Below are 22418 nucleotides of genomic sequence, written 5' to 3'. Positions count from 1 at the left end.
GAGCCCCCCCGGGCTATTTTCAAGATAGACGCCCATGCCGCTGGCGCAGCACCATCAGAAGATGAAAACAGGCCGCGCCCCAAGCGCTATTTTCAAGATAGACGCCTATGACGAGCGATTCCTCTCGTCATCGGTCGTCACCTTCGGTGTTGAAATTTTGTCGGCGTATACCGCCAAATTTTCAAGAAGACGCCTATGACGAGCGATTCCTTCGTCATCGGTCGTCACCTTCGGTGTTGAAATTTTGTCGGCGTATACCGCCAAATTTTCAAGAAGACGCCTATGACGAACGATTCCTTCGTCATCGGTCGTCACCTTCGGTATTGAAAAATTCGTCGGAGGAATCCCGTCCAATTTTTCAAGATAGAAAGGAGCTTTGTCCTATGATCAAAGGGTTAACGCGGGCCGGGGTAGGGCCGGTCGGCGAGCTGCCGGCGTTCGTCGCGCTCGCGCCGCGATACGGCTTCGGAGCTGTGGACGCCGGGGGCCAGGAGCTGGAGCAGTGGATTGCGGCTGAAGGCGCCGAAGCCGTCCAGGCCTATTTGCGGAAGCATGGCGTACAGATCGGGGCGATCGGGCTGGCCGCGGAATGGCGCGGCTCCGAGGAAGCGTTCCGGCAAGGCTTGGCCAGGGTCGTCCAGGACGCGGAAGCGGCTTCCGCGCTGGGGGTTACCCGCTGCTGCACTTATGTGCTGCCGTCGACGGACATGAACCCGGCGCGCTTCATGGCGCTGGCGACCCGCCGGCTGCGCACCTGCGCGGAAATATTGGACGCTTACGGAATCCGGCTCGGGCTCGAATTCGTCGGACCGCACCATTTGCGCACCCGCTGGGCCCATCCGTTCATTTGGGATATTCCGAGCACGCTGGACTGGATCGACGCGATCGGCAAGCGGAACGTCGGCCTGCTCTTGGACGCGTATCACTGGTACACGTCAGAGGCGACCTACGACGACATTGTCCGGCTGTCTCCCGATCAGATCGTCCACGTGCATATCAACGACGCGCCCGACGTTCCCGTATCGGAAGCGCTCGACAACGGGCGGGTATATCCGGGCGAGGGCGTCATCGACCTGGCGTCATTTCTGCAAGGGCTGCACCGCATCGGCTATCGCGGTCCCGTCGCGCAGGAAATATTAACGCAGGAGCCGCCCACGCAGCCGGCGGAGGAGCTGCTTGCCCGTTCGCAGCGGGGCTTCGCCAAAGTTTTCGCGGCAGCGGGACTGGAATAAAAGCACGAAATCCCCTTGGCGCTGTGAACTGCTCCCCGCAGGGAGCAGTTCACAGCGCCAAGGGGATTATTAGTTTGCGGCCGCGCTCTGGCGGCCGTTTGTCCTGGGACAGAAAAACCGGAGACCCCTACGCCGGGTCCCCGGTTCCGCGTCCAAGGATTATTGCTGTTGGCCGCCCTCCGCCGCCTTTCCTTTCGGCACGCCGTCCAGCCCGTACTGCTGGTCGTATGCGTCGAAAATTTTGCGCGCGATCGGCGCCGCCCCCCAGGCGCCGAAGCCCCCTTCCGGCACGACGACGGCGACGGCCAGCGTCGGGTTCTCCTTCGGCGCGAAGGCGATGAACACCGCGTTGTCGACCTCGCTCTTGGCCACCCACTGCGTGGACGTCCCGGTCTTGCGGGCCAGCGAATACGGAAAATCGCCGAAGCCTTGCACCGAACTCTCCATGCCGCTGATGACCGCATCCCAGTGCTGCGGGGAAAACTCGGCCTCGTTCAGCACAACGGGGCCGTCGAACTTTTGCACAAGCTCCCCTTCGTACGTTTCGATTCTGTCGACGAGCAGCGGCTTCAGCCGCTTGCCGCGGTTGGCCAGCGTCGTGGCGTATTGGGCGAGCTGCAGCGTCGTATATTTCTCGTTCTGTCCCCACGAAGCGAACACCATGCGCGACTGCACCGACTCCTTCGTGTTCGTCTGGAATTCGTTCAGCCCGGCGTACTCCCGGGGCAGCCCGCTTTCCGTCGAGACGCCCAGGCCGAACTGGGCCAAATATTCCGCCCACACGTCGGGCGCCTTCGCGCCGTATTTGGCATGGAACGGAATCCCGATCATCGCCGACATGAACGTGTTCGACGAGAAACGGAGCGCTTGCGTCGCATTGATGTTTCCGAACGCCTTGCCGTCGGAATTCCGCAATCTGGCGCTGTTGTCCCGTCCGTAATAAAATACGCCGGAGTCGTAATAAGTCGTCCGTGGGTTAAAGAACCCTTCCTTGAGACCGATCAGCACCGACAGCGGCTTGATGGTGGAGCCGACATAGACGATCGAGGACGGGTGATATTTAAGCTGATCCTCCGGATAATCCGGATAAGCCGTCGTAATCGTTCCGTTGTTGACGTACGGCGCTACCTTCGTTCTGTAGGTCGTCTCCGGCATGCTGCCGGCGTTCCACAGGTTCGGATCGTAGTCCGGCATGCTGGCCATCGCCACCACCTTGCCGGTCTTGACCTCCATCGCCACCGCATAGCCAGCCCTCGCATTGGGCGCATAGCCGTATCGCTTCGCGCGGGCGGCAGGCGATTTCATATAAGCCAGCTGGTCCACGATCGCTTGCTCCGCTGCCTTCTGCACCTCTTTGTCGATCGTCAAATACAGATTGTGGCCTTTTTCCGGCGGAGTGATCGTCACGTTGCCGACGATTTTTTGCGCGGCATTGACCGGATACGTCTTGTACCCGTTCTTGCCGCGGAGCACGTCCTGGTACATCAGCTCGATGCCGTCGAAGCCGACATATTCGGTATCGATATAGCCTTCTTTATTTTTGTATCCGAGATTATCGTTAGATCGGGCGACGGAGTAGGAGCGCATGTAACCGACCAGCTGGACGGCCATCCGGTTCTCTTCATCGTTGTAATTGCGGATGCTTTCCTCCATAATCTCAAGCCACTTCAGCTGATCCCGGCGCTCCATCAAATAAGCGATCTCGTCCTTGGTCAGATCGGACTTGATTCTCCGCGGCACGTAGGAATAGTTGATGATCGGCACATCGTTCTTGTTGATGTCGTAGCCGACGTCCATTCCCTTAATGATGTCGGCGGCCGTCAACGGGGGGTGCTCGGCGTCCGTTCTGCCGTACTCCCTGAAAATTCGCTCCAGCTCGTAAGCCAGGGCGATGACTTCGTCCTTCTTCTGCCCCGATTCGATCCGGAAGTACAGCGACTGCGCGGACGACGTATAAGCGATCGGCACGCCCGACCTGTCATAAATGTTGCCGCGGATCGGCGGAATCGGCGTATCCTTCTTGGAGACGAGCGCTTCCTGCGCCTTGAGCTCCTCCCCTTGCACGAACTGCAGCATCGCCAAGCGGACGATCAATATGGAGAACAGAAAGAACGTAGCGAAAAAGAACACATTAATGCGCAGCGTAAAAGCGCGCCGTTTGTTGACTTCGCGTTTTTTCGGATCATCCGTCAGCAGCTGATTTTTCACGGCCTTGCTTCTCCCTTCCCCTCGTTGTTGCCCAGCGTCCGACGTTTACAGCATTAATAATTCCCTTAGCGAATGAATGCCGTCCCCGGTATGGTATGCGTAGCGCTTGATTTTCACGGCGTCGATGCCCGCCTGGGCGGGAGCCCAAAGATCGTTCAGGTCGTGGTCGCCGACATACAGCACCTCGTCTGCCGCGAACCCGGACCGCTCCAGCGCGAGCCTGAAAATCGCCGGGTCCGGCTTTTCCAGTCCGACCTCCGTGGAGACGACGACCGGATGAAAATAATGCAGGATGCCTTTATGCTCCAATATCGACTTCAGCGTCGGCGCGAAATTCGACACGATGCCGAGGCGGAAGCCGCGGCCAGCCAGCGCTGCAATAGCTTCCGCAACATCCTCGAACAGCGCGTACGGCTCCGGCGAAGTGAACAGCTCGTACAACCCGCGGCTGGCCTCGCCAATCCGTTCCTCGCTCCACGATTCCTTGCCCGCGTCCAGCCTGGTCAATATGTAACGGTACAGCTCCACCCAGAACGCCCGGTCGCTTTCCGGCGTGCATACCGTCGCCGGGCCGTGCTCTTTCCCGTAATAAAATTGACGAAATGCCTCTTCAAAAAGTTCACCGATGCGCTCCTGGTCCCGATGCAGCCCTAGCGAAGACAAATAACGCTGCATGATCGCCTTCGATTCGGGAATCGTCATCAGCGTATCTCCCGCATCGAAAAAAATCGCTTTATATTGATTGAGCGGCTTGCGCAGCCGGATCGTCATCATCCGTTCCCTCCCTGATCTCATCTTACCAGTTTACCACATTTCCGTTCCAAAAAGGAGAAGCCGAAATCGGCTCTCCTTCCCCTCATCACGATGGAAAAAAAAGAACCGTCTCGGCATGCTCAAGCTTCCTTAATATGCGTCTCTTCGAAATTCGGGGGATCGAACCAATTCCCCCCGCTGGATACCCAGGTGGAATCGAGCGGCGCCCATCGCTGCTGCTCCGACAAGTACACCTCGTTCCAGGCATGCGGACCGTAGCCGCCTCTTCCGTCATAGCCAAGCCCGGTGACGACCTTGACCTCCAGTCCGACCGAACGGGCCATGACCGCATACAGCCGGGAGTAGTCGATGCATACGCCCTGCCTGGTCGCAAAGGTCATTTCCGGAGTCTGCTCCTTCCATGTTCGCTCTTCTTCGTACAGCCGCACCTTCTCCCAATCGTACGCGATCCGGGTGCCAACCCACTCGTACAGCAGCTTCGCCTTCTCCTCGTCCGTGCGCCCGTCCGCCGCAATCTGCTTGGCCGCTGCCGCAATGTCTGAAGGAATGTTCGCATCGATAACCTCGTATTTCCGCTGCAAAATGCTTGCGAATTCCTCTTCCACCGCCCGGGTGAATACCGGCAGCCGGCTGGCAAGAAATTCGCCGGTAACCGGCTGGATGATTTCCTTGGCGCCCTTCTGATAAAGCGATGAGGCTTGAATGTAAGTCGCAGCCGGAGACTGCGGGAACAGCGTCGTCACGGCGAACAGCAGCGCGACGAGCAGCAAGGCCCAGGCGACGCCGGTCACCGCGCCGATGCCGGCGCCGATCGCGCTGCTCCACAGCGAAGGAGCGGACCGCCGCTCCTGTTCGGAAAGCGGCGATTTAGGGGACCACCGGTCGACAAGCGGATCGGCTATGCGGTACAGCAGCTGCTTGCCCAGCAGGTAGGCGAGCACGAACAGCAGGCTGAAGCGGAGCAGCGGAAAATCCCTTACGGCCGTCGCAAACGTATAGTACAGCTGCTCCCCGAAACCGAGCTCGCGCGCCGGGATGGCGATGCCGAGTCCGGAGAGCCACGCTTGCACGACCGGCGACAGGGCGCTGGCCACGTGCCATGCGGCGAATAGGGCAGCGGCCGTCACCGCCCCCTCCAGCATCATCGCCACCAGCCGCCTGGCCGAGGAGGAGGCGCCGCGGCGCATGCCGTGGCCGATGGAATACAGCAGCGTCAGCCCGATCAGCAAGGTGACGGCGTTCCAGCCGTCCGTCCATTCCTTCAGAATCTCCACAGCAACCCCTCCTCGCTTCGCTGCTCCGGCCGATCCGCGTTCATCGGCGAAAGCCGCAAATTACAAGCCCGCGTTCTGCTTCGCCTGCTCAATCACCGTCTTCAAAATCCCGTCCGCATTGACGGTGAACGTCTTGTTCATGAACGTCACCTTCACCTCGGCGGAACCGGTCTTCCCTTCCAGCCGCACGCTCCTTGTCATCACTGCGAACGTTCCGTCTGGTCCCGATTCATACTTCGCATCCTTCAGCTCGTTCTGAATCGCCTGCAGCGCCTGCTCCTTCACTTCCGCCGTGACTGCCGCGGCCGCCGTCGTGCCGAGCTCCAGCAGCTGGTCCTTGTAGCTGGCTCCGTAATAGAACAGGCCGGCGACCAGCGCCAGCACGATCACCCACTTGACGACAGTCTTGACGATTTTAATGACGATAACCAGCGCCAGCAGCACCCCGACGACAACGAACCAGCGCTCTGCCAAAAACGTACTGATAAATTCCAAAATGACCCTCCCCTTTTCCTGCATGCGCATTATCCGATCTTATCCCCGCTTGCCGTCTTGCTCGGCGCGGCACCGTCGTTTACCGCTCTGATTCCGGGCGTCTGTTCCATTACCCATCTGCCGGGAAATGAGATGGCCAGCTTCGGCGTCGAGCGCTGGCGGAAGCAAGGGATTTATTGTCTTCAGCCTGATTGTAGCAGGGATTGTGCTCCCGTTTCAATCCCGCCGGACTGTGCTTTGAACATCGCTGCCAAGCGGGCCCGCCGGCAACATTATTTTGCAGGACGGACCCAAAACAGGCCGTCACCTGCGAACTCGTTTAATTGGAGCTATATTTAAGGAGGTGAAAAGCATTGCAAAGAAAGTTTGACCGCACGAATCATTTACCTGTTAAATCTGATAGGAGTGAACGCTTCATGACATCTGCTGTTTTACGCAAAACGGCACAAGTGACCGCGCTCTTGATGGTTCTTACTCTGGTCGTGCCTGTTCTCGCGTTTGCAGCAACAGGATTCAAGAGCGGGCTGGAGTACCGAAGCGGAACAGTGAGCGGGTCTGTCTATTCCGACGTATACAGCGAGAACGTCACCTCGCAGGTATACATCTATTCGCCGGACGGTACCGAACTGGGGGTTGTACCAGCAACTTATTCCACCTATGACGGTACTTATAACCTTTATGACTTCAGACAAGTAGACCTTGGCAATTACGATTATTTGCGCCTGAAGGCCGTCATCTCTGACGGCGACGTTACGGAATCCGTATACGAAACCGTCTATCGCTCGGGTAGCAGCGGCGGTCGCGGCGGTGGCGGTGGCGGCGGTTACTGGGGCACCGGCAGCGAGCTGACGGTGAATAGCGACGGCCGAATCGATGCCTACTCCCTGGAATCCGCTCTGCAGAACTACGATACGGTCACTCTTAAGCTTAGCGGCAACTTCGTCTTGATCCCGGCCAAAGCGCTGGAGAAATTCGCAGGCGACGCCAGCAAGAAGATCGTGATCGCAGGCAATGCCGGCACCTACATCCTTCCGCTGAAAGCGGTCGATCTGGACAGCCTGTCCGCGCAAGCTTCCGCGGAGATCGACGATCTGTTCATGAAGGTAGGCATTGCTCAAGCGGACGAGGCTGCGGCCGATGCCGCGAAAGCTGCGGCAGAAGCGCTTGGCGCAACGGCTGCCGGCGATGCTGTCCATTTCTATGTCCAACTGGTCGGTAATGAGAACAAAACGGTCGATGCGAGCTTCGGCAACAACTACATGAGCCGCGAGATCGCGCTCGACAAAACGGTTGACGCAAGCAAGGCGACCGGTGTCGTATACAACCCGACGACGAAAAAGCTGAGCTTCGTTCCGACGCTCTTCGCCACGGAAGACGACAAGAGTGCAGCTACGCTGAAGCACGCAGGCCACGGCATTTACCTCGTCATTGAGCTGGACAAGAGCTTCACGGACATTGCCGGCCATTGGGCTCAAAGCAACATCGAGCTGCTGGCTAACAAGCTTGTCGTCGAGGGCGTAACGGACGAGCTGTTCCAACCGGAGCGCAGCATTACCCGCGCTGAATTCGCGGCTTTGGTCGTTCGGGCTCTGGCACTGGATACCAGCAGCGTATCCGGCTCCACTTACTTTAACGACGTTAAGTCCGGCGAATGGTATACCGGCGTGATCGGCGCCGCGGCAGCTGCGAAGCTGGTTGACGGTTACGAAGACGGCTCGTTCCGTCCGCACGACTACATCAACCGCGAAGAACTGGCCGCTATGGTCGTTCGCGCGCTGGATTACGCAGGCTTCAAGCCGGAAGTGAGCGCAAGCCGTCAAGCTGAGCTGCTCGCGAAATTCGTGGATTCCAGCGACATCGTCTGGGCAGACGCTGAAATCGCGGCAGCGATCGAGTCCGGCATCGTCGACGGCATGACCGACGACCAGATCGGACCGCGTCTGAGCGCGACGCGCGCGCAATCGGCAACGATGCTGAAGCGTCTTCTGACAGAAGCCGACTTCATCAACTAATTCACAGCAACAAAAGCCAGGTCAATACCACTCTCCGCATCACGGCGGCCCGGCAATTAGCCGGGCCGCTTTTTAAACTTTATCCATAACGACATGCGTTTTGCCGAATCTTCCCCCCAGATAATGCAGGGTCCGAGCAGTAATGCCTGTCATCTGGGCAATATCTTTAACCGCTAATAATCGTGTCTTCATCCCAAAACTCTTCTACCTCGTCCAGTATTTGAGCAGCAGGCGTTATTGTGGCCTCGAAGATCGTTTCTTAAGTAATATTGAATCAAATAATATCCGCAAGCGTAGCCAGCGCTATAAGGCATATTGACCGGTTTAAAGTTTTGAAGCTTTGCGATCTCGGCGCCGTAAAGATACGGGGCAAATTGATCAAAGCCTGTTAATTGCAACTTCTCCCTAAGCACAGGCTTAATGCGCTTGTTCAGTGTTTCGGCGTCTGTATTCGTTACCCAGGGGCCAAGCCATTGTAAGAAGACTTAACACCCGGCCTTCAAAGACTCATTGAAACAAGCATTCCGTGGCACCATGGCAGGTTATTCACAGGGTTGAGTTATCCACATTCCGATTTAATATTCATTTTTCATCACTCCAGGTCGTTTATTGCGGTAATTTTACACTATGACGCAACGTCATAGTCAAGCAGTTACGGTCGTTAATCCGCGCGTCATTCGCCAATCTTCCGTGCATGTCGAACGTTCCATCGATTGCTGCCGCATTTTATCCCCCCCGCCCCCCGCAGTCGACATTTCCCGGGAAATGCATACATAAAATGATTGGAGCTTACAGCCAAAATACATATACTATAAACAGGAGATTGTCTAACGATAGCAGACGCCACAGCACACGCGGTGCCGATCCGTCAATAACGTCCGCGCAAATGAGGTGACATCATGTCGATCGCCATCATCGTTGAAGGAAAAAACGACAAAACGAGGTTGAAACGGCTGCTGACCGATCAAGTGTTAATCTTATGCACCTACGGCTCTTTAAATACGGCAAGGCTGGAGGATTTGAAGAAGAAGGTCGGCGACCGCGAGCTGTACCTATTCACCGACAACGATTCGTCGGGCAAAAAAATAAGAGCGATCCTGCGCGACACTTTCCCGGACGCCGAGCAAATCTATACTCGCAGAGGCTACGCCGGGGTCGAAGGGACGCCGGAGGAATATTTGCTGAAGCAATTACTACGCCGGGGTCGAAGGGACGCCGGAGGAATATTTGCTGAAGCAATTGGAAAAAGCCGGGCTCGAGGAGTACATTCAATACCCTTCCTCGGACCCGGCTTGGGGACAACCGCAGCCGCCTGCAGGCAGCCGCGGCTTAACCAATAAACTGCAGCAAATAGATGACCAGCGTCACCGTAAAAATGCTGAAAATGGTCGACGAAAAGACGACCTGTGACGCAAATTCAGGCTCGCTATCGTATTCGACGGCGATCAGCACGCTGCTGAGCGATGTCGGAACCGCGCAGGACAAAATCAGCGCTTTGGCCATCAAGCCGTCGATCCCCATCGCCCAGACGATGAGAAAGCCGACAGCCGGCCCGACGCACAGCCTGAGCACATTCGACAGCATCACGTCGGAAAAGTTAAACTGCCACTTCATGCTGCCGAGCTGCACGCCGAGCGTCAGCAAGGCCGTAGCGATAAAGGCGTTGGACACATAATTGATCGGGGCATAGATCGGGTCCGGCACAGGAATGTCGAAGCCTCTCATGAAGAACGCGATCGGAATGATGTAGATGACCGGGAGCGTGAAGATCGTCTTCATCGTCGCCCGCAGATCGGCCTTCTTTTGCGCATTGACGCTGTAGATGCCATACGTATTGGGAAGCAGGCTTTGCATCATCATAATAATGATCTGGATCGACAGCGTGAACGTATCGCCGACAAACACCAGCTGATTGAGCGGAAGGGCGTAATTGGCGCTGTTATAAAAGATGACGCTGTTCCGCATAGCCGGCACCATGCCGCCGCGATAGCCGCGGATGCGGATGACCAGTTCCACAATCAGAAACATCGCGGCGAAGAAAATAGCAAAAAACAGCAGCGTTTGCAGCAGAACGCCGAGCGAGATCGTCGATTCGTAGAGCATTTTGAAGACGATCGCCGGCGAAAACAAGTAGAAATTCAGCTTCGACAACGTTTTGATATCCAGCTTGAAGGCCCGGTACAAAATGATCCCGATGCCGATCATAATCGTCAGCGGAATAACGTTGTTCAGCAAAATATGCCAGAAGTATGTCATAGCAGAATGCAGGACTCCTTGAAGTTATTCCTTGCCGAGATTATTCCTTGCTCACTTGAATCAAATCGTTGACGATGAGATCAAGGTCCAGGTCCGGATCGTCGCCTAAATAATAAGTGCGAATATTCCCTTTGCCGTCGACCAGCAAAATATAATTCGTATGGGTAAAGGTGTCGCCTTGCGGGTCTTTCACGACCAAAATGCCGTAATCCGTGGCAAGCTGCATCGCCGCGGCCTCATCATTGTCCGGATTGCGCAGGAAATACCAGCCGCTCAAATCGGCATTGTTCATTTTGGAAAACTCCTGCAGCCGTTCCCTCGTATCCTTCGTCGGGTCGAAGGTAATGGAAACGATGGCCGTGTCCGAACCGAATACGCCCTTCTCCTTCAGCTTGTCCTGAATTTTCGACAGCGTGTAAGTCGTCGGCAGGCAGACGTCCGGGCAGGTGGAGTAATAGAAATAGACCAGCTTGGCCTTGCCCGCGGTATCGGCCAAGCTTACCTGATTGCCGTTCAAGTCCTCCAGCGTAAAATCCGGCGCCTTCTTGAGCACGCCGATCTCTCTCCCCGGCTCCTGGAGCAGCATGTAAGCAAGATAACCGATCATGCCGAGCAGCAGGACGATAATGACCCATTTGAACCCGTTATTTTTCATGAAAGCCCTCAAACCTCCATCATAGTAAATTGACAAAAAGAATCCCCATGCAAAAAACGCATGGGAATCGCTAATTTGAACCGTCTCAGCCTTGCGCCGTGTTAATAATCATGACGATCAGCAGAAGAGTCAAATAATTGACGGAGAAAATGAACATTTTCTTGGCCCACATCTCTTCATCCTCGGCCTTGAAGCCTTTGAGGGCCAGGAATACCCACAGAAGCCCCATAATCGCAGCCACAAAAAAGTACACGAGGCCGACATATCCGAACAAGTACAGCGTCAGCGATACAGGGACGAGCAGAACGACATACCGGATGATGCTCATCTTGGTGATATAGGTTCCCTTCACGACGGGCAGCAGCGGATAACCGGCAGCGCGGTATTCTTCCAGGCGGCGAATGCCCAGCGCCCAGAAATGCGGCGGCTGCCACAGAAACAAGAAGCTGTACAATATGAGCGCTCCCGCATCAAGCTGCGGCGTTACCGCGCAGTAGCCGATGATCGGCGGCATCGCGCCTGCGAAGCTGCCGACGAAGGTGCTCCAGACAGAAGTGCGCTTGAACCAGGCGGTGTATACCCACACATAGAGGAACATGCCGATCAGGCCGAGCATCGCCGAGATCGGGGTGGCGCCGAACCAGAGCAGCGCAAGTCCCAGGATGCCGAGCATAATGCCGTACACCAGCACGACTTGCGGCGACAGCTTGCCCGCAGGCAGCGGCCGGTTCTTCGTCCTGGCCATCTTCACGTCAAAATCGCGGTCCAGGTAATTGTTGAGCACGCAGGACGCCCCCATGACGAGCGCCGCGCCGACGATGGTATATAGTAAAAGAGCCCAATCGATCTGCCACTTGGAGGCAACCCAAAAGCCGCCCAGCACCGCAAGCGAGTTCGAGAACACGATTCCCGGTTTGGTCAATTGGACGAAGTCTTTCCAGCTCGCCTTCGCTGCCGGGCTCGCTTCCGCCGCTTCCACTGCCGCGTCGGTCCCGAGCTCCAGGCTATGTTGTTTCATTCCGGTGACCTCCCAATAAATAGCTTGACACGCATCGCTGCGTGCCTTCCTTCATGTCTTCTATATCATATCAACACGCCAATCGTTTGACAACAAAGCGGCGGGGGAATTCATAATATTGTCGATATATGTGACAAATCTTACACGGACTGCGGCTGTCGGCGCGGTATGCGCCGCCTCACCTATTATACCGCGTTTTATGGCCATACAAAAAAACCGCCTCCCTATCGCTTGCGCGCGGGAAATGCGGCTTTGGCGTTACGGCGTTACTTGGGAACCTTTAGCGGCGGTTGGCCGAACAGCTCGCGGCGAACGGCGGTCCAGGCTGTCTCGACGACCCGTTCCAGGTCGATCACCCGACGGCCCAGCGCCGATACGATGACGCCGTGCTTGACCGCGGAGCTGACGCCGCAGTAGACGGGCGCTCCCGCTTCCATGAACAGCTCCAGAGCGCCGCGGAGCATGCCGGTCGTGTCCGGGCCGATCCGGTCCGAAAACACATAAAAGGAAGCGAGGTGGGTATAATCCTCAAAGCGCCCTGCCGCTTCGACCTCCGACGCCGCCGGCTCAAGCCGCTGCCTGGACTGATAAATGGGCTCCTCCTCCAGCCATACGGTCAGGCGGCTGCGGTACTGCTCGTACTGGAACAGCTCGCCGCGATGCAGGCGGCCCGGGCATACGATATCGCTCATCACAAGCGCAGCGCCCGGCGCGAGGACGACGTCCGTGGCGCTGCGAAAGCGGGCATCCTTGTACAGCGTGACCGGCTCCGGCATGTATTCCACATAGGCGCCTTGCTCCAGCACAAGCTTTTGGCGCTGCTCGCTGGCGCCGCCAGCTCCGGGAACGGACGGATGCACCTTCGTATACGACTGGTTCGTAACGAAGACGTTCGCCGCTTCGCCGAAATGCCAGCTCAGCTCGTACCGGTCTCCCGCCATCATGCCGGGGGATGCATCCATTACATAGACGCCGAGCTGGCGGTTCGGAAAGGAGAACGTCTTGGCGATTTTCAGCGGATACGAATGAACGCTTCGCTCCAGCCGCGTCGCGCCCCCGGAAGCCGAGAACTCGGCGCGCACCGAACCTGTCACTCTAGGCATGGCCGTATTCGTGCTCGACCCAATGAACGATGCGGTCCAGCCCCTGGCCGTCCATCAGATTGGAGAAAATGTACGGCCGCTCTCCGCGCATTTTTTTCGTATCCTCTTCCATCACCGCCAGACTCGCGCCGACATGCGGCGCCAGATCGATCTTGTTAATGACGAGCATATCGGAACGGATAATGCCTGGGCCGCCCTTGCGCGGAATTTTTTCCCCTTGCGCGACGTCGATTATATAAATGAAGCGATCCACCAGCTCCGGGCTGAACGCCGCGGCCAAATTGTCGCCGCCGCTCTCGATGAATATGATGTCCAGCTTGTCGAAGCGCCTCTTAAGCTCCTCCACGGCCTCGAAGTTCATCGATGCGTCCTCGCGAATCGCCGTATGCGGGCAGCCGCCCGTCTCCACGCCGATGATGCGGTCGGCCGGCAGCGCCTGCGAGCGGATCAAGATTTCGGCGTCTTCCTTTGTATAAATATCGTTCGTAATGACGGCGATGCTGTACTTGCCGCTTAGCTCGCGAGCGATCCGCTCGACGAGCGCCGTTTTTCCCGAGCCGACAGGCCCCCCGATGCCGATGCGCATAGGCCGGTCTGCAGGCTGGCCTTTCGGCCGCTCCCATTCGTGATGATGATGCGCCCCTCCTTGACACATAAGCCATTCCTCCTAGAGTGGTATCGAGATTCAGGACATAAACAACCGCGAATACAGCCCTTCATGCCGCATCATGGCGATATCCGCCAGCGGCGTGCCGCCGTCGCCGTCCTCCCACGGGTCGAGCCGCTCCGCCTGCCTCCACGCTTCGCCAATCGCCGGCTGCAGGTCTGCCAGCAGCTTCTGGCCGTCGGTCTGGCCGAGCGACATGAGCCGCAGACCGCTGTTGATGCAGGTCATGACGCATGTGTACAAATATCCTTCCGCCGCGATGGTGAGCGGCGCTCCGAGACGCAGCGACAGCCAGCCGTGAACGAGCGGATGCGCTCCGACGCAGCGGCCCTCGCGCATCGCCTCGTCGAGCGGCGCGAAATCGAGCTGCGGATAGACCGACCGGGCGAGCTGAAGCAGGCGGCGGCCCATCTTGGCGACGCCCTCCCGCGTCTCCGCCGCGCCGCGCTGCGCATGCTGCAAGCGGTCGAGCTCCCACAAGCGGTCCCAGCGGGCGTCCGGCGCGCATATATAGACCGCCTTGACCGCCAAAGCATCGACCGGGGCCCAGGCTGACGCCAGCATCGCCTGGATGTAGCGGCCCAAGTCCTGCGCCGTCCGGACGCGCCCTTCCTGCACCAGCGTCTCCAGCCCGAACGAATGCGAGAAGCCGCCGATCGGCAGCGCGGAATCGAGCCACTGCGCGTAGGCAAGCCACGAAAACGGCACAGGGCGATGATCGCTCTTCTCGTTGGCGCTCGCGTTCATGCGCGTTGCCACCTCCTTCCGTTGACGCATTCCGGAGAACGGGTGCTTCAGAACAAAAAGTACCTCTGCCCCATCGGCACGACCGAGACCGGCTCGCAGGTAACCGGCGCTCCGTCCACCTTCACCTCGTACGTCTCCGGGTTCACCTCGATGGCCGGCGTCTCTCCGTTATGAATCATGTCCTGCTTCGTCACGCTGCGGCAGCCGCGCACCGGCTCCACCCGCTTCTGCAGCCCGAGCTCGCGGTGCACGCCGCGATCGTACGCCGCTTGCGAGACGAACGTAATGCTGTGCCGCAGCGCGCGGCCGAACGCGCCGAACATTGGACGCCCGAACACCGGCTGCGGCGTCGGAATCGACGCGTTCGGATCGCCCATCTGGGCGAAGGCGATCATGCCGCCCTTCACCACCATATCCGGCTTGACGCCGAAGAACGCCGGCGACCAGACGACAAGATCGGCCAGCTTGCCCGGCTCGACCGAGCCGACCAAATGCGCGATGCCATGGGCGAGCGCCGGATTGATCGTATATTTGGCGATGTACCGCTTGATGCGGAAGTTGTCGCCTTCCGCCGCCGCGTCCTCAGGCAGCGCTCCTCGCTGCCGCTTCATCTTGTCCGCCGTCTGCCAGGTGCGGATGATCACCTCGCCGACCCGGCCCATCGCCTGGGAGTCGGAGCTGATCATGCTGAACACGCCCATGTCGTGCAATATATCTTCGGCGGCGATCGTCTCGGGACGAATCCGCGAATCGGCGAAAGCGACATCCTCCGGAATGCGGCTGTCTAGATGGTGGCAGACCATCAGCATATCGAGATGCTCTTCCACGGTGTTGACCGTATATGGCCGCGTCGGATTCGTCGAAGACGGCAGCACGTTGCTCTCCGAGGCGATGCGGATAATGTCGGGCGCATGCCCCCCTCCCGCCCCTTCCGTATGATACGTATGAATCGTGCGGCCGCCGATGGCGCGGACCGTATCCTCGACAAAGCCGGCCTCGTTGAGCGTGTCCGTATGGATCGCCACCTGCACATCGTAGCGGTCCGCGACGCGCAGGCAGGCGTCGATGGCAGCCGGCGTCGTGCCCCAGTCTTCGTGCAGCTTCAGGCCGATCGCGCCGGCCTCCACCTGCTCCGCCAGCGGCTCCTCGAAGGCGGCGTTGCCCTTGCCCGTAAAACCGAGATTCATGGGAAAAGCCTCGGCGGCCTCCAGCATCCGGTGTATATGCCAGGCGCCCGGCGTGCAGGTGGTGGCGCTCGTGCCCGCGGCCGGCCCCGTGCCGCCGCCGATCATCGTCGTCACGCCGGACTGCAGCGCCGTCTCGATCTGCTGCGGGCATATATAATGGATGTGCGTATCGATGCCGCCGGCCGTCACGATCTTGCCTTCCCCGGCGATCACCTCGGTCGACGCTCCGACAATCAGCTTCGCGTCCACGCCGTCCATAATATCCGGGTTGCCGGCTTTGCCGATGCCGACGATGACGCCGTCGCGGATGCCGATATCGGCCTTGACGATGCCCCAATGATCGATGATGACCGCATTCGTGATGACCGTATCGAGCACGCCGTCGGCGCGCGTATGGCGGCTGGACTGCCCCATGCCGTCGCGAATCACCTTCCCGCCGCCGAACTTGCATTCCTCTCCGTATATCGTGTAATCTTTCTCGATTCGCGCCCACAGCTGTGTATCGGCCAGCCGCACCGCATCGCCGGTCGTCGGCCCGAACATCATCGCATAGGCTTTCCGGTCCATCTCCTTCAAATCAGCAGCCCTCCTCCCATTCGGTCAGGCGAATCCGCACCGGCTCCGGCAGCACGCCGCGGCGCACGCGGCCTTGGGTCAAGCCGTTCAGTCCGAACGAAAGCCGCGCGCCGCCGAGCTCGACGAGCGTCACTTCCTTTTCCTCGCCGGGCTCGAACCGGACCGCCGTTCCGGCGGGAATATCCAGCCGCATGCCGAACGCCGCTTGCCGCTCGAAGCGGAGCGCGCGGTTCACTTCAAAGAAATGATAATGGGAGCCGACCTGCACGGGACGGTCTCCGGTATTGACAACACGGATCACGACCCGTTCCTTGCCTTCGTTCAATCGAATCGAGCCTTCGCCAACCCGATATTCTCCAGGAATCATCACGCAACCCCTCCCTGCTTCCCAAATAACTGTTCTTCCTCGCGAATAATTGCCCTGCCCGCGGCTTGTGCTGACGCTTCGCCCGGATGCGCCCGCATCGGCACCCGCTTCAGCGGATCGGCTGATGCACCGTCACCAGCTTCGTTCCGTCGGGAAACGTCGCCTCCACCTGCACCTCGTGCACCATCTCCGGCACGCCCTCCATCACTTGCTCCGCCTTCAGGATCGTCGTGCCGTATGCCATCAGCTCGGCGACGGACATGCCGTCCCGCGCCCTCTCCATCATGTCGGAGGTAATGAGCGCGACGCTCTCCGGATAATTCAGCTTCACGCCCCGCTGCAGCCGGCGCCGGGCGATATCCGCGGCCACGGTCACGAGCAGCTTCTCCTTCTCCCTCTCGGTCAAATACATACGATGCCTCCTCATCCAAACACGAATAATCCGTTGCTGATACGTTTATTATATTCGTCATTTGTGCAGCTGTAAATATTGAATGTTAATTTTTATTACAAGATAATGTCTTTAATTATCCATTTTTTGTATATTTACAGTTATTTATTTGATTATATGTCTTTTTAAAGCACGCAAAATGGTCAAATCAATTCACAAAAATCATTTTAACAAAAATTATGTTAGGTATATTGACACTAAATTACGATATGAAATATGATAAGGCATGTAAGCAATCCGGCAATGCCAATAATTAGGGGAGTTGATCTTTATGAAAGTAAAGAAAAAAGCATTGACCCTGCTGATGGCTGCCAGCTTGTCGTTCTCCGCCCTGCTGGCCGGCTGCGCATCGCAGACGAATTCGTCGGGAACGGCAGGATCGCCGGGCACGGATGCCGCGGCCGGCGCCGGATCGGGAGACGACACGGTTTACGTCGGCGTCCTGCACAGCCTGACCGGAACGATGTCGATCAGCGAGGTGTCCGTCAGAGACGCTACGCTGCTGGCGATCGAGGAGATCAACCAGGCCGGCGGCCTGCTCGGCAAGCAGCTGAGGCCGGTCGTCGAGGACGGCGCGTCCGACTGGCCGACCTTCGCGGAGAAAACCAAGAAGCTGCTGCAAAAGGATAAGGTGGCCGTCATCTTCGGCGGGTGGACATCCGCCAGCCGCAAGGCGGTGCTGCCGGTCGTCGAACAAAACAACGGCCTTTTCTTTTACCCGGTGCAGTATGAAGGACTGGAATCTTCGCCGAACATTTTCTATACCGGAGCGACGACGAACCAGCAGATCGTCCCGGCCGTCACCTGGCTGCTCGAAAATAAAGGCAAGAAATTTTTCCTGCTCGGCTCCGATTACGTATTCCCGAGAACGGCTAACAAAATTATCAAGGAGCAGCTGAAAGCCGAAGGCGGCACGCTCGTCGCCGAGGAATATACGCCGCTCGGCCATACCGATTACAACGCCATCATCAGCAAAATCAAGAAAGAAAAGCCGGACGTCGTGTTCAATACGCTGAACGGGGACAGCAATGTCGCCTTCTTCAAGCAGCTGAAGGATGCGGGCATTACGGCAAACGACTTGACGACGCTGTCCGTCAGCATCGCCGAAGAGGAAATTCGCGGCATCGGCGCTTCGGTGCTGGAAGGCCACTATGCCGCCTGGAACTATTTCCAAACGACCGACACGCCCGAGAACAAGAAGTTCGTCGAAGCGTACAAGGCCAAGTACGGCAGCGAGCGCGTAACGAGCGACCCGATCGAGGCCGGATATTTCGGCGTCTATCTGTGGGCAGAAGCGGTGAAGAAGGCGGGATCGTTCGAGGTGGACAAAGTGAAGGAAGCGGCCAAAGGCATCGAGTTCAGCGCGCCGGGCGGCAAAGTGACGATCGACGGCGAGAACCAGCATGTGTACAAAACGGTGCGGATCGGCGAGATTCAGGCGGACGGCATGTTCAAGGAAGTATGGAACTCCGGCCAGCCGGTGAAGCCTGATCCTTTCCTCAAGACATACCCTTGGGGCGCTGCGGTTTCCCCGCAGTCCTGATTCCATCCATCGCCGTTTGACGCCGGGGCTGCCTTCCTGACAGGCAGCCCCCGCCATTATGCCTGTCTCCGACCTATGAAGGAGTGATTGTGAATGAGCCTCGTGTTTTTGCAATTGTTCAACGGCGTCAGCCTAAGCTCCATCCTGCTGCTTATCGCGCTCGGCCTTGCCATTACATTCGGTCTGATGAACATCATCAATATGGCCCACGGCGAATTCATCATGATCGGCGCCTACATGGCCTACACGGTGCAGCAGCTGTTCCAGCAATTTCTCCCGCCCTCCGTGTTCGGGTATTATTTCATCCTGTCGCTCGCCGTTGCCTTCCTGGTCGCCGCAGCGATCGGCTGGCTGCTGGAAACGACATTGATCCGCTACCTCTACGGCCGGCCGCTCGACAGCCTGCTCGCCACCTGGGGCGTCAGCCTCGTCCTGCAGCAGGCGGCGCGGAGCATCTTCGGCGCGCCGAACGTCGCCGTCCAGGCCCCCGCCTGGCTGGAGGGAGGGCTCGCCGTCACCGCCGAGCTGACGCTGCCCTACAAGCGTCTGTTCATCATCGCGCTCGTCATCGTCTGCCTGGCGTCCATTTATCTTTATTTGTACCGCACCCGCGGCGGCCGCAATATGCGCGCGGTCATGCAGAACCGCTCGATGGCCTCCTGCGTCGGCATCTCTTCCCGCCGGGTCGATGCCTTCGGCTTCGCGCTCGGCTCCGGGCTGGCCGGCATTGCCGGCTGCGCGCTGACGCTGCTCGGACCGATTGGCCCGACGATCGGCACCTATTATATCGTCGACGCCTTCATGGTCGTCGTGCTTGGCGGGATCGGCAAGCTGATCGGCACAGTAGCCGGCGCGCTTGGCATCGGCGTATTCAATACGCTGTTCGAGTATGCGACGAGCGCCACGCTGGGCAAGGTGATCGTCTTCACGCTGATCATCGCGTTCCTGCAGTGGAAGCCCGCAGGGCTCGTTACCGTTAAATCCCGGGCGCTGGATTAAGGCTGCCGGAAGGAGTGAACCGTTCTATGATGTTAAGGATTGGCAGCACCCGAATGAAAATTGTGCTGACGCTGATACTGATGGCCGTTCTGCTGATCGCGCCCATGCTGCTGTCGGAGTTCCGCTTGTCGCTGCTGGGCAAATTTCTCGCTTATGCCGTGCTCGCCATCGGGCTCGACCTGATCTGGGGCTATACCGGCATCTTGAGCCTCGGTCACGGCGTTTATTTCGGCCTCGGCGCTTACTGCATGGCCATGCATCTGAAGCTGGCGGCCGCCGGCGGCCACTTGCCCGATTTCATGTCGTGGAGCGGCGTCGAAAGCCTGCCGTGGTTCTGGGAGCCGTTCCGGTCGGCGGGAGCCGCGCTTGTGCTCGCCCTGCTCGTGCCGGTTGCCGTCGCCTTCGTGCTCGGCTACCTGACGTTCCGCAACCGAATCAAAGGCTCCTTTTTCTCCATCCTGTCCCAAGCGCTCGTAATCATCACGGTGACGCTGTTCGTAGGGCAGCAGGGCTACACCGGCGGAACGAACGGGCTGACCAACTTCGATACGTTCCTCGGCATCCCGCTTGGCGATCCGCAGACGAAGCTGACGCTGTATTATGTGACGGTCGCCGTCGTCATCGCGACGCTGGCCGCTTCCTTATGGCTCGTATCGAGCCGGCTCGGCAAAATTCTCGTCGCCGTCCGCGACGCCGAGAACCGCGTCCGGTTCATCGGCTTCAACCCGGTCGCCTACAAGGTGTTCATTTACTGCGCATCGGCTGCGCTTGCCGGTTTGGCCGGCGTGCTGTTCGTGCTGCAGGAAGGCATTATTTCGCCGGCGCAAATGGGCATCGTGCCGTCGATCGAGATGGTGCTGTGGGTCGCCATCGGCGGACGCGGCACGCTGTTTGGCGCCGTGCTTGGCGCCATCGTCACGAACGCCGCCAAGTCGGCCCTCAGCGAAGCGTATCCGGAACTGTGGCCGATCATGCTGGGGGCCCTGTTCATCGTCGTCGTCCTGTTCCTGCCGAAGGGCATTGCCGGCACTGTCAAGGAATGGAGCGAGCGCAGAGGCTGGTTCTCCTCCCGCGGCCAAGAAGACGGGATGCCCGCCCGCCAGGCGCCGCCGGCGTCGCCGGCAGCCGATATTTAATTTTTTTAACAAGGAGGCTGCAAGTTTATGAGCATGACCGCATCGTCGCTTAAGCAGGAGCCTGCAGAGCCGCTAGTGCGCGTCGACAGGCTGGAGGTGGAGTTCGACGGCTTCAAGGCGATCCGCGGGCTGAATTTCTCCTTAACCTCGGGCGAGCTTCGCTTCCTGATCGGCCCGAACGGCGCCGGCAAAACGACGCTGCTCGATGTGCTGTGCGGCAAAGTCAAGCCGTCGCGAGGCAAGGTGCTGTTCAAGGGCAGCATCGATCTGGCGCGGCATCAGGAGCATCAGATCGCTGAGCTCGGCATCGGCCGCAAGTTTCAGGCCCCGTCGATCTTCGTCACCTTGACCGTGCTGGAAAACATGCTGCTGTCGATGCGCCAGAAACGGGGGCTGCTCAGCACGCTGATCGCCAAGACGACCCCTGAGCAGCGGGAGAAAATACACCATTACCTCGGCATCATCGGCTTGGCCGGCAAAGCGCGGGAGAAGGCCGGCTCCCTCTCGCACGGCGAGAAGCAGTGGCTGGAAATCGGCATGCTGCTGATCCAGGAGCCGGAGCTGCTGCTGCTCGACGAGCCGGCGGCCGGCATGACGGACAGCGAGACGGAGAAAACCGGCGAGCTCTTGCAGCGCATCAGCGACAAGCAGACGGTTGTCGTCGTCGAGCACGATATGGATTTTGTCCGCCGCTTCGCGCAGGCGGTGACCGTCATGCATGAGGGCATGGTGCTGCGGGAAGGCACGATGGAGCAGATTCAAAACGACAGCCGCGTAGCGGAAGTATATCTCGGAAGGCAGGGCGAGCGAAATGACTAAGGGCATGGCCGCATACGGAGCGGCAACGGACGGCGCGTTGGACATCGAAGGGCTGGAGGCGGGGTACGGCGAGAGCATGATTTTGCGCAAGGTCGCCCTGAGCGTGCGTCCCGGCCAGGTCGTCTGCCTGATGGGCCGCAACGGCGTCGGCAAAACGACGCTGCTGAAGACGATCATGGGACTGATCAAGGCGAGGAGCGGCGTCATCCGCTATGCCGGCATGGAGCTGACGAGCGCTCCCCCGGACCGGCGGGCAAGAGCGGGCATCGGCTACGTCCCGCAGGGGCGGGAAATTTTCCAGCAGCTCACGGTGGAGGAAAATTTGCTGCTCGGCCTGGAAGCAGCGGCCGCCCCGCTGCGCAGCAAAGGCATCCCGGAATCGGTCTTCGAGATGTTTCCGATCCTGAAGGAAATGCTGCGGCGCAAAGGGGGCGATTTGAGCGGCGGCCAGCAGCAGCAGCTGGCGATTGCCCGGGCGCTCGTCGCCGAACCGAAGCTGCTGCTGCTCGACGAGCCGATGGAAGGCATCCAGCCCAACATCGTGCAGGATATCGAGAACGTCATCGCCGCGATCAAAGCAAGCCGCCGCATGTCCGTGCTGCTCGTCGAGCAGAGCCTGTCGTTCGCGACGGCAATCGCCGATTATTACTACGTGCTGGACCGCGGCACGATCGTGGCCGAGGGCGGCTCCGGGGAGCTGAACGAGGAGCAGATGAAGCAGCATCTGGCGGTATAACCTTACGCGCTGCACCGGGGTTTTCGGCGGCTGTTGTACAGCTTTTCGGCGGGCCTTTCGACGGACTTTTCGGAGAACTTTTGGATAGCTTTTCGGCGGGCCTTTCGGCGGCTTTTCGGCGGCTTTTCGGAGGACTTTTGGGCAGGCTTTTTGACGGATTTTT

Annotated in this window: 20 protein-coding genes and 2 pseudogenes; 8 read left to right on the top strand and 14 right to left on the bottom strand. The window is 58.8% G+C overall.

Annotated features, from left to right (window positions below; genetic code table 11):
• Window positions 1-383 precede the first annotated feature (383 nt).
• Window positions 384-1232 (top strand): sugar phosphate isomerase/epimerase family protein, encoded by an 849-nt coding sequence (locus F591_RS0110020; RefSeq protein ID WP_019534464.1) that lies wholly within the window; start codon window positions 384-386, stop codon window positions 1230-1232.
• Between the two features lie 159 nt (window positions 1233-1391).
• Here the strand turns inward: F591_RS0110020 and F591_RS0110015 are convergent, their stop codons facing one another.
• The 4 genes from F591_RS0110015 to F591_RS0110000 all read right to left on the bottom strand — a co-directional run bounded on the left by F591_RS0110015 (window position 1392) and on the right by F591_RS0110000 (window position 5983).
• Window positions 1392-3440 (bottom strand): peptidoglycan D,D-transpeptidase FtsI family protein, encoded by a 2049-nt coding sequence (locus F591_RS0110015; RefSeq protein ID WP_019534463.1) that lies wholly within the window; start codon window positions 3438-3440, stop codon window positions 1392-1394.
• A gap of 45 nt (window positions 3441-3485) precedes the next feature.
• Window positions 3486-4214 carry an HAD-IA family hydrolase gene (locus tag F591_RS0110010; RefSeq protein ID WP_019534462.1) on the bottom strand — a complete coding sequence of 243 codons (729 nt, stop codon included), beginning with the start codon at window positions 4212-4214 and terminating at the stop codon, window positions 3486-3488.
• 119 nt (window positions 4215-4333) lie between these two features.
• Complete coding sequence (locus F591_RS0110005; RefSeq protein ID WP_425414348.1) at window positions 4334-5479, bottom strand: transglutaminase domain-containing protein; 1146 nt, start codon at window positions 5477-5479, stop codon at window positions 4334-4336.
• Window positions 5480-5548: 69 nt separating this feature from the next.
• Window positions 5549-5983 (bottom strand): hypothetical protein, encoded by a 435-nt coding sequence (locus tag F591_RS0110000; RefSeq protein WP_019534460.1) that lies wholly within the window; start codon window positions 5981-5983, stop codon window positions 5549-5551.
• Between the two features lie 416 nt (window positions 5984-6399).
• Here F591_RS0110000 and F591_RS0109995 point away from each other — a divergent pair, with 416 nt between their 5' ends.
• Window positions 6400-7995 (top strand): S-layer homology domain-containing protein, encoded by a 1596-nt coding sequence (locus F591_RS0109995; protein ID WP_019534459.1) that lies wholly within the window; start codon window positions 6400-6402, stop codon window positions 7993-7995.
• A gap of 166 nt (window positions 7996-8161) precedes the next feature.
• Here the strand turns inward: F591_RS0109995 and F591_RS30255 are convergent.
• Window positions 8162-8465 (bottom strand): annotated as a pseudogene (locus tag F591_RS30255) (DUF2268 domain-containing putative Zn-dependent protease); the annotation flags it as partial.
• Window positions 8466-8894: 429 nt separating this feature from the next.
• Here F591_RS30255 and F591_RS27760 point away from each other — a divergent pair.
• Window positions 8895-9273, top strand: a pseudogene (locus F591_RS27760) (toprim domain-containing protein); the annotation flags it as partial.
• A gap of 51 nt (window positions 9274-9324) precedes the next feature.
• Here the strand turns inward: F591_RS27760 and F591_RS0109980 are convergent.
• The 9 genes from F591_RS0109980 to F591_RS0109935 form a co-directional block, all read right to left on the bottom strand.
• Window positions 9325-10251 (bottom strand): AEC family transporter, encoded by a 927-nt coding sequence (locus F591_RS0109980; RefSeq protein WP_019534458.1) that lies wholly within the window; start codon window positions 10249-10251, stop codon window positions 9325-9327.
• A gap of 40 nt (window positions 10252-10291) precedes the next feature.
• Window positions 10292-10906, bottom strand: coding sequence for an SCO family protein (locus F591_RS0109975; protein WP_019534457.1), 615 nt, complete (start codon window positions 10904-10906; stop codon window positions 10292-10294).
• 85 nt (window positions 10907-10991) lie between these two features.
• Window positions 10992-11924, bottom strand: a complete 933-nt coding sequence (cyoE, locus tag F591_RS0109970; RefSeq protein WP_019534456.1) for a heme o synthase — start codon at window positions 11922-11924, stop codon at window positions 10992-10994.
• 266 nt (window positions 11925-12190) lie between these two features.
• On the bottom strand, window positions 12191-13027 hold the full coding sequence (locus F591_RS0109960) for an urease accessory protein UreD (RefSeq protein ID WP_026326504.1): 837 nt from the start codon (window positions 13025-13027) through the stop codon (window positions 12191-12193).
• Complete coding sequence (gene ureG / locus F591_RS0109955; RefSeq protein ID WP_019534453.1) at window positions 13020-13682, bottom strand: urease accessory protein UreG; 663 nt, start codon at window positions 13680-13682, stop codon at window positions 13020-13022. The genes F591_RS0109960 and ureG overlap by 8 nt, the downstream gene beginning before the upstream one ends.
• 30 nt (window positions 13683-13712) lie before the next feature.
• Window positions 13713-14441, bottom strand: coding sequence for an urease accessory protein UreF (locus F591_RS0109950; protein WP_019534452.1), 729 nt, complete (start codon window positions 14439-14441; stop codon window positions 13713-13715).
• 47 nt (window positions 14442-14488) lie between these two features.
• A complete protein-coding gene (gene ureC / locus F591_RS0109945; protein ID WP_040741426.1) occupies window positions 14489-16195 on the bottom strand; it encodes an urease subunit alpha in 1707 nt (568 codons plus the stop codon).
• 10 nt (window positions 16196-16205) lie between these two features.
• On the bottom strand, window positions 16206-16571 hold the full coding sequence (locus F591_RS0109940) for an urease subunit beta (RefSeq protein WP_019534450.1): 366 nt from the start codon (window positions 16569-16571) through the stop codon (window positions 16206-16208).
• A 109-nt stretch (window positions 16572-16680) separates the two neighbouring features.
• Entirely contained in the window at window positions 16681-16983 is a 303-nt protein-coding gene (locus tag F591_RS0109935) for an urease subunit gamma (protein ID WP_019534449.1), read from the bottom strand.
• Window positions 16984-17293: 310 nt separating this feature from the next.
• Here F591_RS0109935 and urtA point away from each other — a divergent pair, with 310 nt between their 5' ends.
• The 5 genes from urtA (at window position 17294) to urtE (ending at window position 22255) form a co-directional block, all read left to right on the top strand.
• The gene (gene urtA, locus F591_RS0109930) at window positions 17294-18565 is read left to right on the top strand and encodes an urea ABC transporter substrate-binding protein (protein WP_019534448.1); all 1272 of its coding nucleotides are present in this window, start codon (window positions 17294-17296) and stop codon (window positions 18563-18565) included.
• Between the two features lie 93 nt (window positions 18566-18658).
• On the top strand, window positions 18659-19564 hold the full coding sequence (gene urtB / locus F591_RS0109925) for an urea ABC transporter permease subunit UrtB (protein WP_019534447.1): 906 nt from the start codon (window positions 18659-18661) through the stop codon (window positions 19562-19564).
• A 26-nt stretch (window positions 19565-19590) separates the two neighbouring features.
• Window positions 19591-20700 (top strand): urea ABC transporter permease subunit UrtC, encoded by a 1110-nt coding sequence (gene urtC / locus F591_RS0109920; protein ID WP_019534446.1) that lies wholly within the window; start codon window positions 19591-19593, stop codon window positions 20698-20700.
• 27 nt (window positions 20701-20727) lie between these two features.
• The gene (gene urtD / locus F591_RS0109915; protein ID WP_019534445.1) at window positions 20728-21519 is read left to right on the top strand and encodes an urea ABC transporter ATP-binding protein UrtD; all 792 of its coding nucleotides are present in this window, start codon (window positions 20728-20730) and stop codon (window positions 21517-21519) included.
• Complete coding sequence (gene urtE / locus F591_RS0109910; RefSeq protein ID WP_019534444.1) at window positions 21512-22255, top strand: urea ABC transporter ATP-binding subunit UrtE; 744 nt, start codon at window positions 21512-21514, stop codon at window positions 22253-22255. Before urtD ends, urtE begins: the two co-directional genes overlap by 8 nt.
• The last annotated feature ends 163 nt before the right edge of the window (window positions 22256-22418 follow it).

The organism is Paenibacillus ginsengihumi DSM 21568 (genome assembly GCF_000380965.1).
Classification (GTDB): Bacteria; Bacillota; Bacilli; order Paenibacillales; family NBRC-103111; genus Paenibacillus_G; species Paenibacillus_G ginsengihumi.
The sequence above is the reverse complement of the archived record's forward strand: the minus strand, read 5'-3'. Positions and strand labels throughout refer to the sequence as shown.

What these genes read in the sequence shown, in the direction of transcription:
- F591_RS0110020 (WP_019534464.1), top strand. Translation starts at nt 384, where the DNA reads ATGATCAAAGGGTTAACGCGGGCCGGGGTAGGGCCGGTCGGCGAGCTG.
- F591_RS0110010 (WP_019534462.1), bottom strand. Translation starts at nt 4,214, where the DNA reads ATGATGACGATCCGGCTGCGCAAGCCGCTCAATCAATATAAAGCGATT.
- F591_RS0109995 (WP_019534459.1), top strand. Translation starts at nt 6,400, where the DNA reads ATGACATCTGCTGTTTTACGCAAAACGGCACAAGTGACCGCGCTCTTG.
- F591_RS0109980 (WP_019534458.1), bottom strand. Translation starts at nt 10,251, where the DNA reads ATGACATACTTCTGGCATATTTTGCTGAACAACGTTATTCCGCTGACG.
- F591_RS0109975 (WP_019534457.1), bottom strand. Translation starts at nt 10,906, where the DNA reads ATGAAAAATAACGGGTTCAAATGGGTCATTATCGTCCTGCTGCTCGGC.
- cyoE (WP_019534456.1), bottom strand. Translation starts at nt 11,924, where the DNA reads ATGAAACAACATAGCCTGGAGCTCGGGACCGACGCGGCAGTGGAAGCG.
- F591_RS0109960 (WP_026326504.1), bottom strand. Translation starts at nt 13,027, where the DNA reads ATGCCTAGAGTGACAGGTTCGGTGCGCGCCGAGTTCTCGGCTTCCGGG.
- ureG (WP_019534453.1), bottom strand. Translation starts at nt 13,682, where the DNA reads ATGTGTCAAGGAGGGGCGCATCATCATCACGAATGGGAGCGGCCGAAA.
- F591_RS0109950 (WP_019534452.1), bottom strand. Translation starts at nt 14,441, where the DNA reads ATGAACGCGAGCGCCAACGAGAAGAGCGATCATCGCCCTGTGCCGTTT.
- ureC (WP_040741426.1), bottom strand. Translation starts at nt 16,195, where the DNA reads ATGGACCGGAAAGCCTATGCGATGATGTTCGGGCCGACGACCGGCGAT.
- F591_RS0109940 (WP_019534450.1), bottom strand. Translation starts at nt 16,571, where the DNA reads ATGATTCCTGGAGAATATCGGGTTGGCGAAGGCTCGATTCGATTGAAC.
- F591_RS0109935 (WP_019534449.1), bottom strand. Translation starts at nt 16,983, where the DNA reads ATGTATTTGACCGAGAGGGAGAAGGAGAAGCTGCTCGTGACCGTGGCC.
- urtA (WP_019534448.1), top strand. Translation starts at nt 17,294, where the DNA reads ATGAAAGTAAAGAAAAAAGCATTGACCCTGCTGATGGCTGCCAGCTTG.
- urtB (WP_019534447.1), top strand. Translation starts at nt 18,659, where the DNA reads ATGAGCCTCGTGTTTTTGCAATTGTTCAACGGCGTCAGCCTAAGCTCC.
- urtC (WP_019534446.1), top strand. Translation starts at nt 19,591, where the DNA reads ATGATGTTAAGGATTGGCAGCACCCGAATGAAAATTGTGCTGACGCTG.
- urtD (WP_019534445.1), top strand. Translation starts at nt 20,728, where the DNA reads ATGAGCATGACCGCATCGTCGCTTAAGCAGGAGCCTGCAGAGCCGCTA.
- urtE (WP_019534444.1), top strand. Translation starts at nt 21,512, where the DNA reads ATGACTAAGGGCATGGCCGCATACGGAGCGGCAACGGACGGCGCGTTG.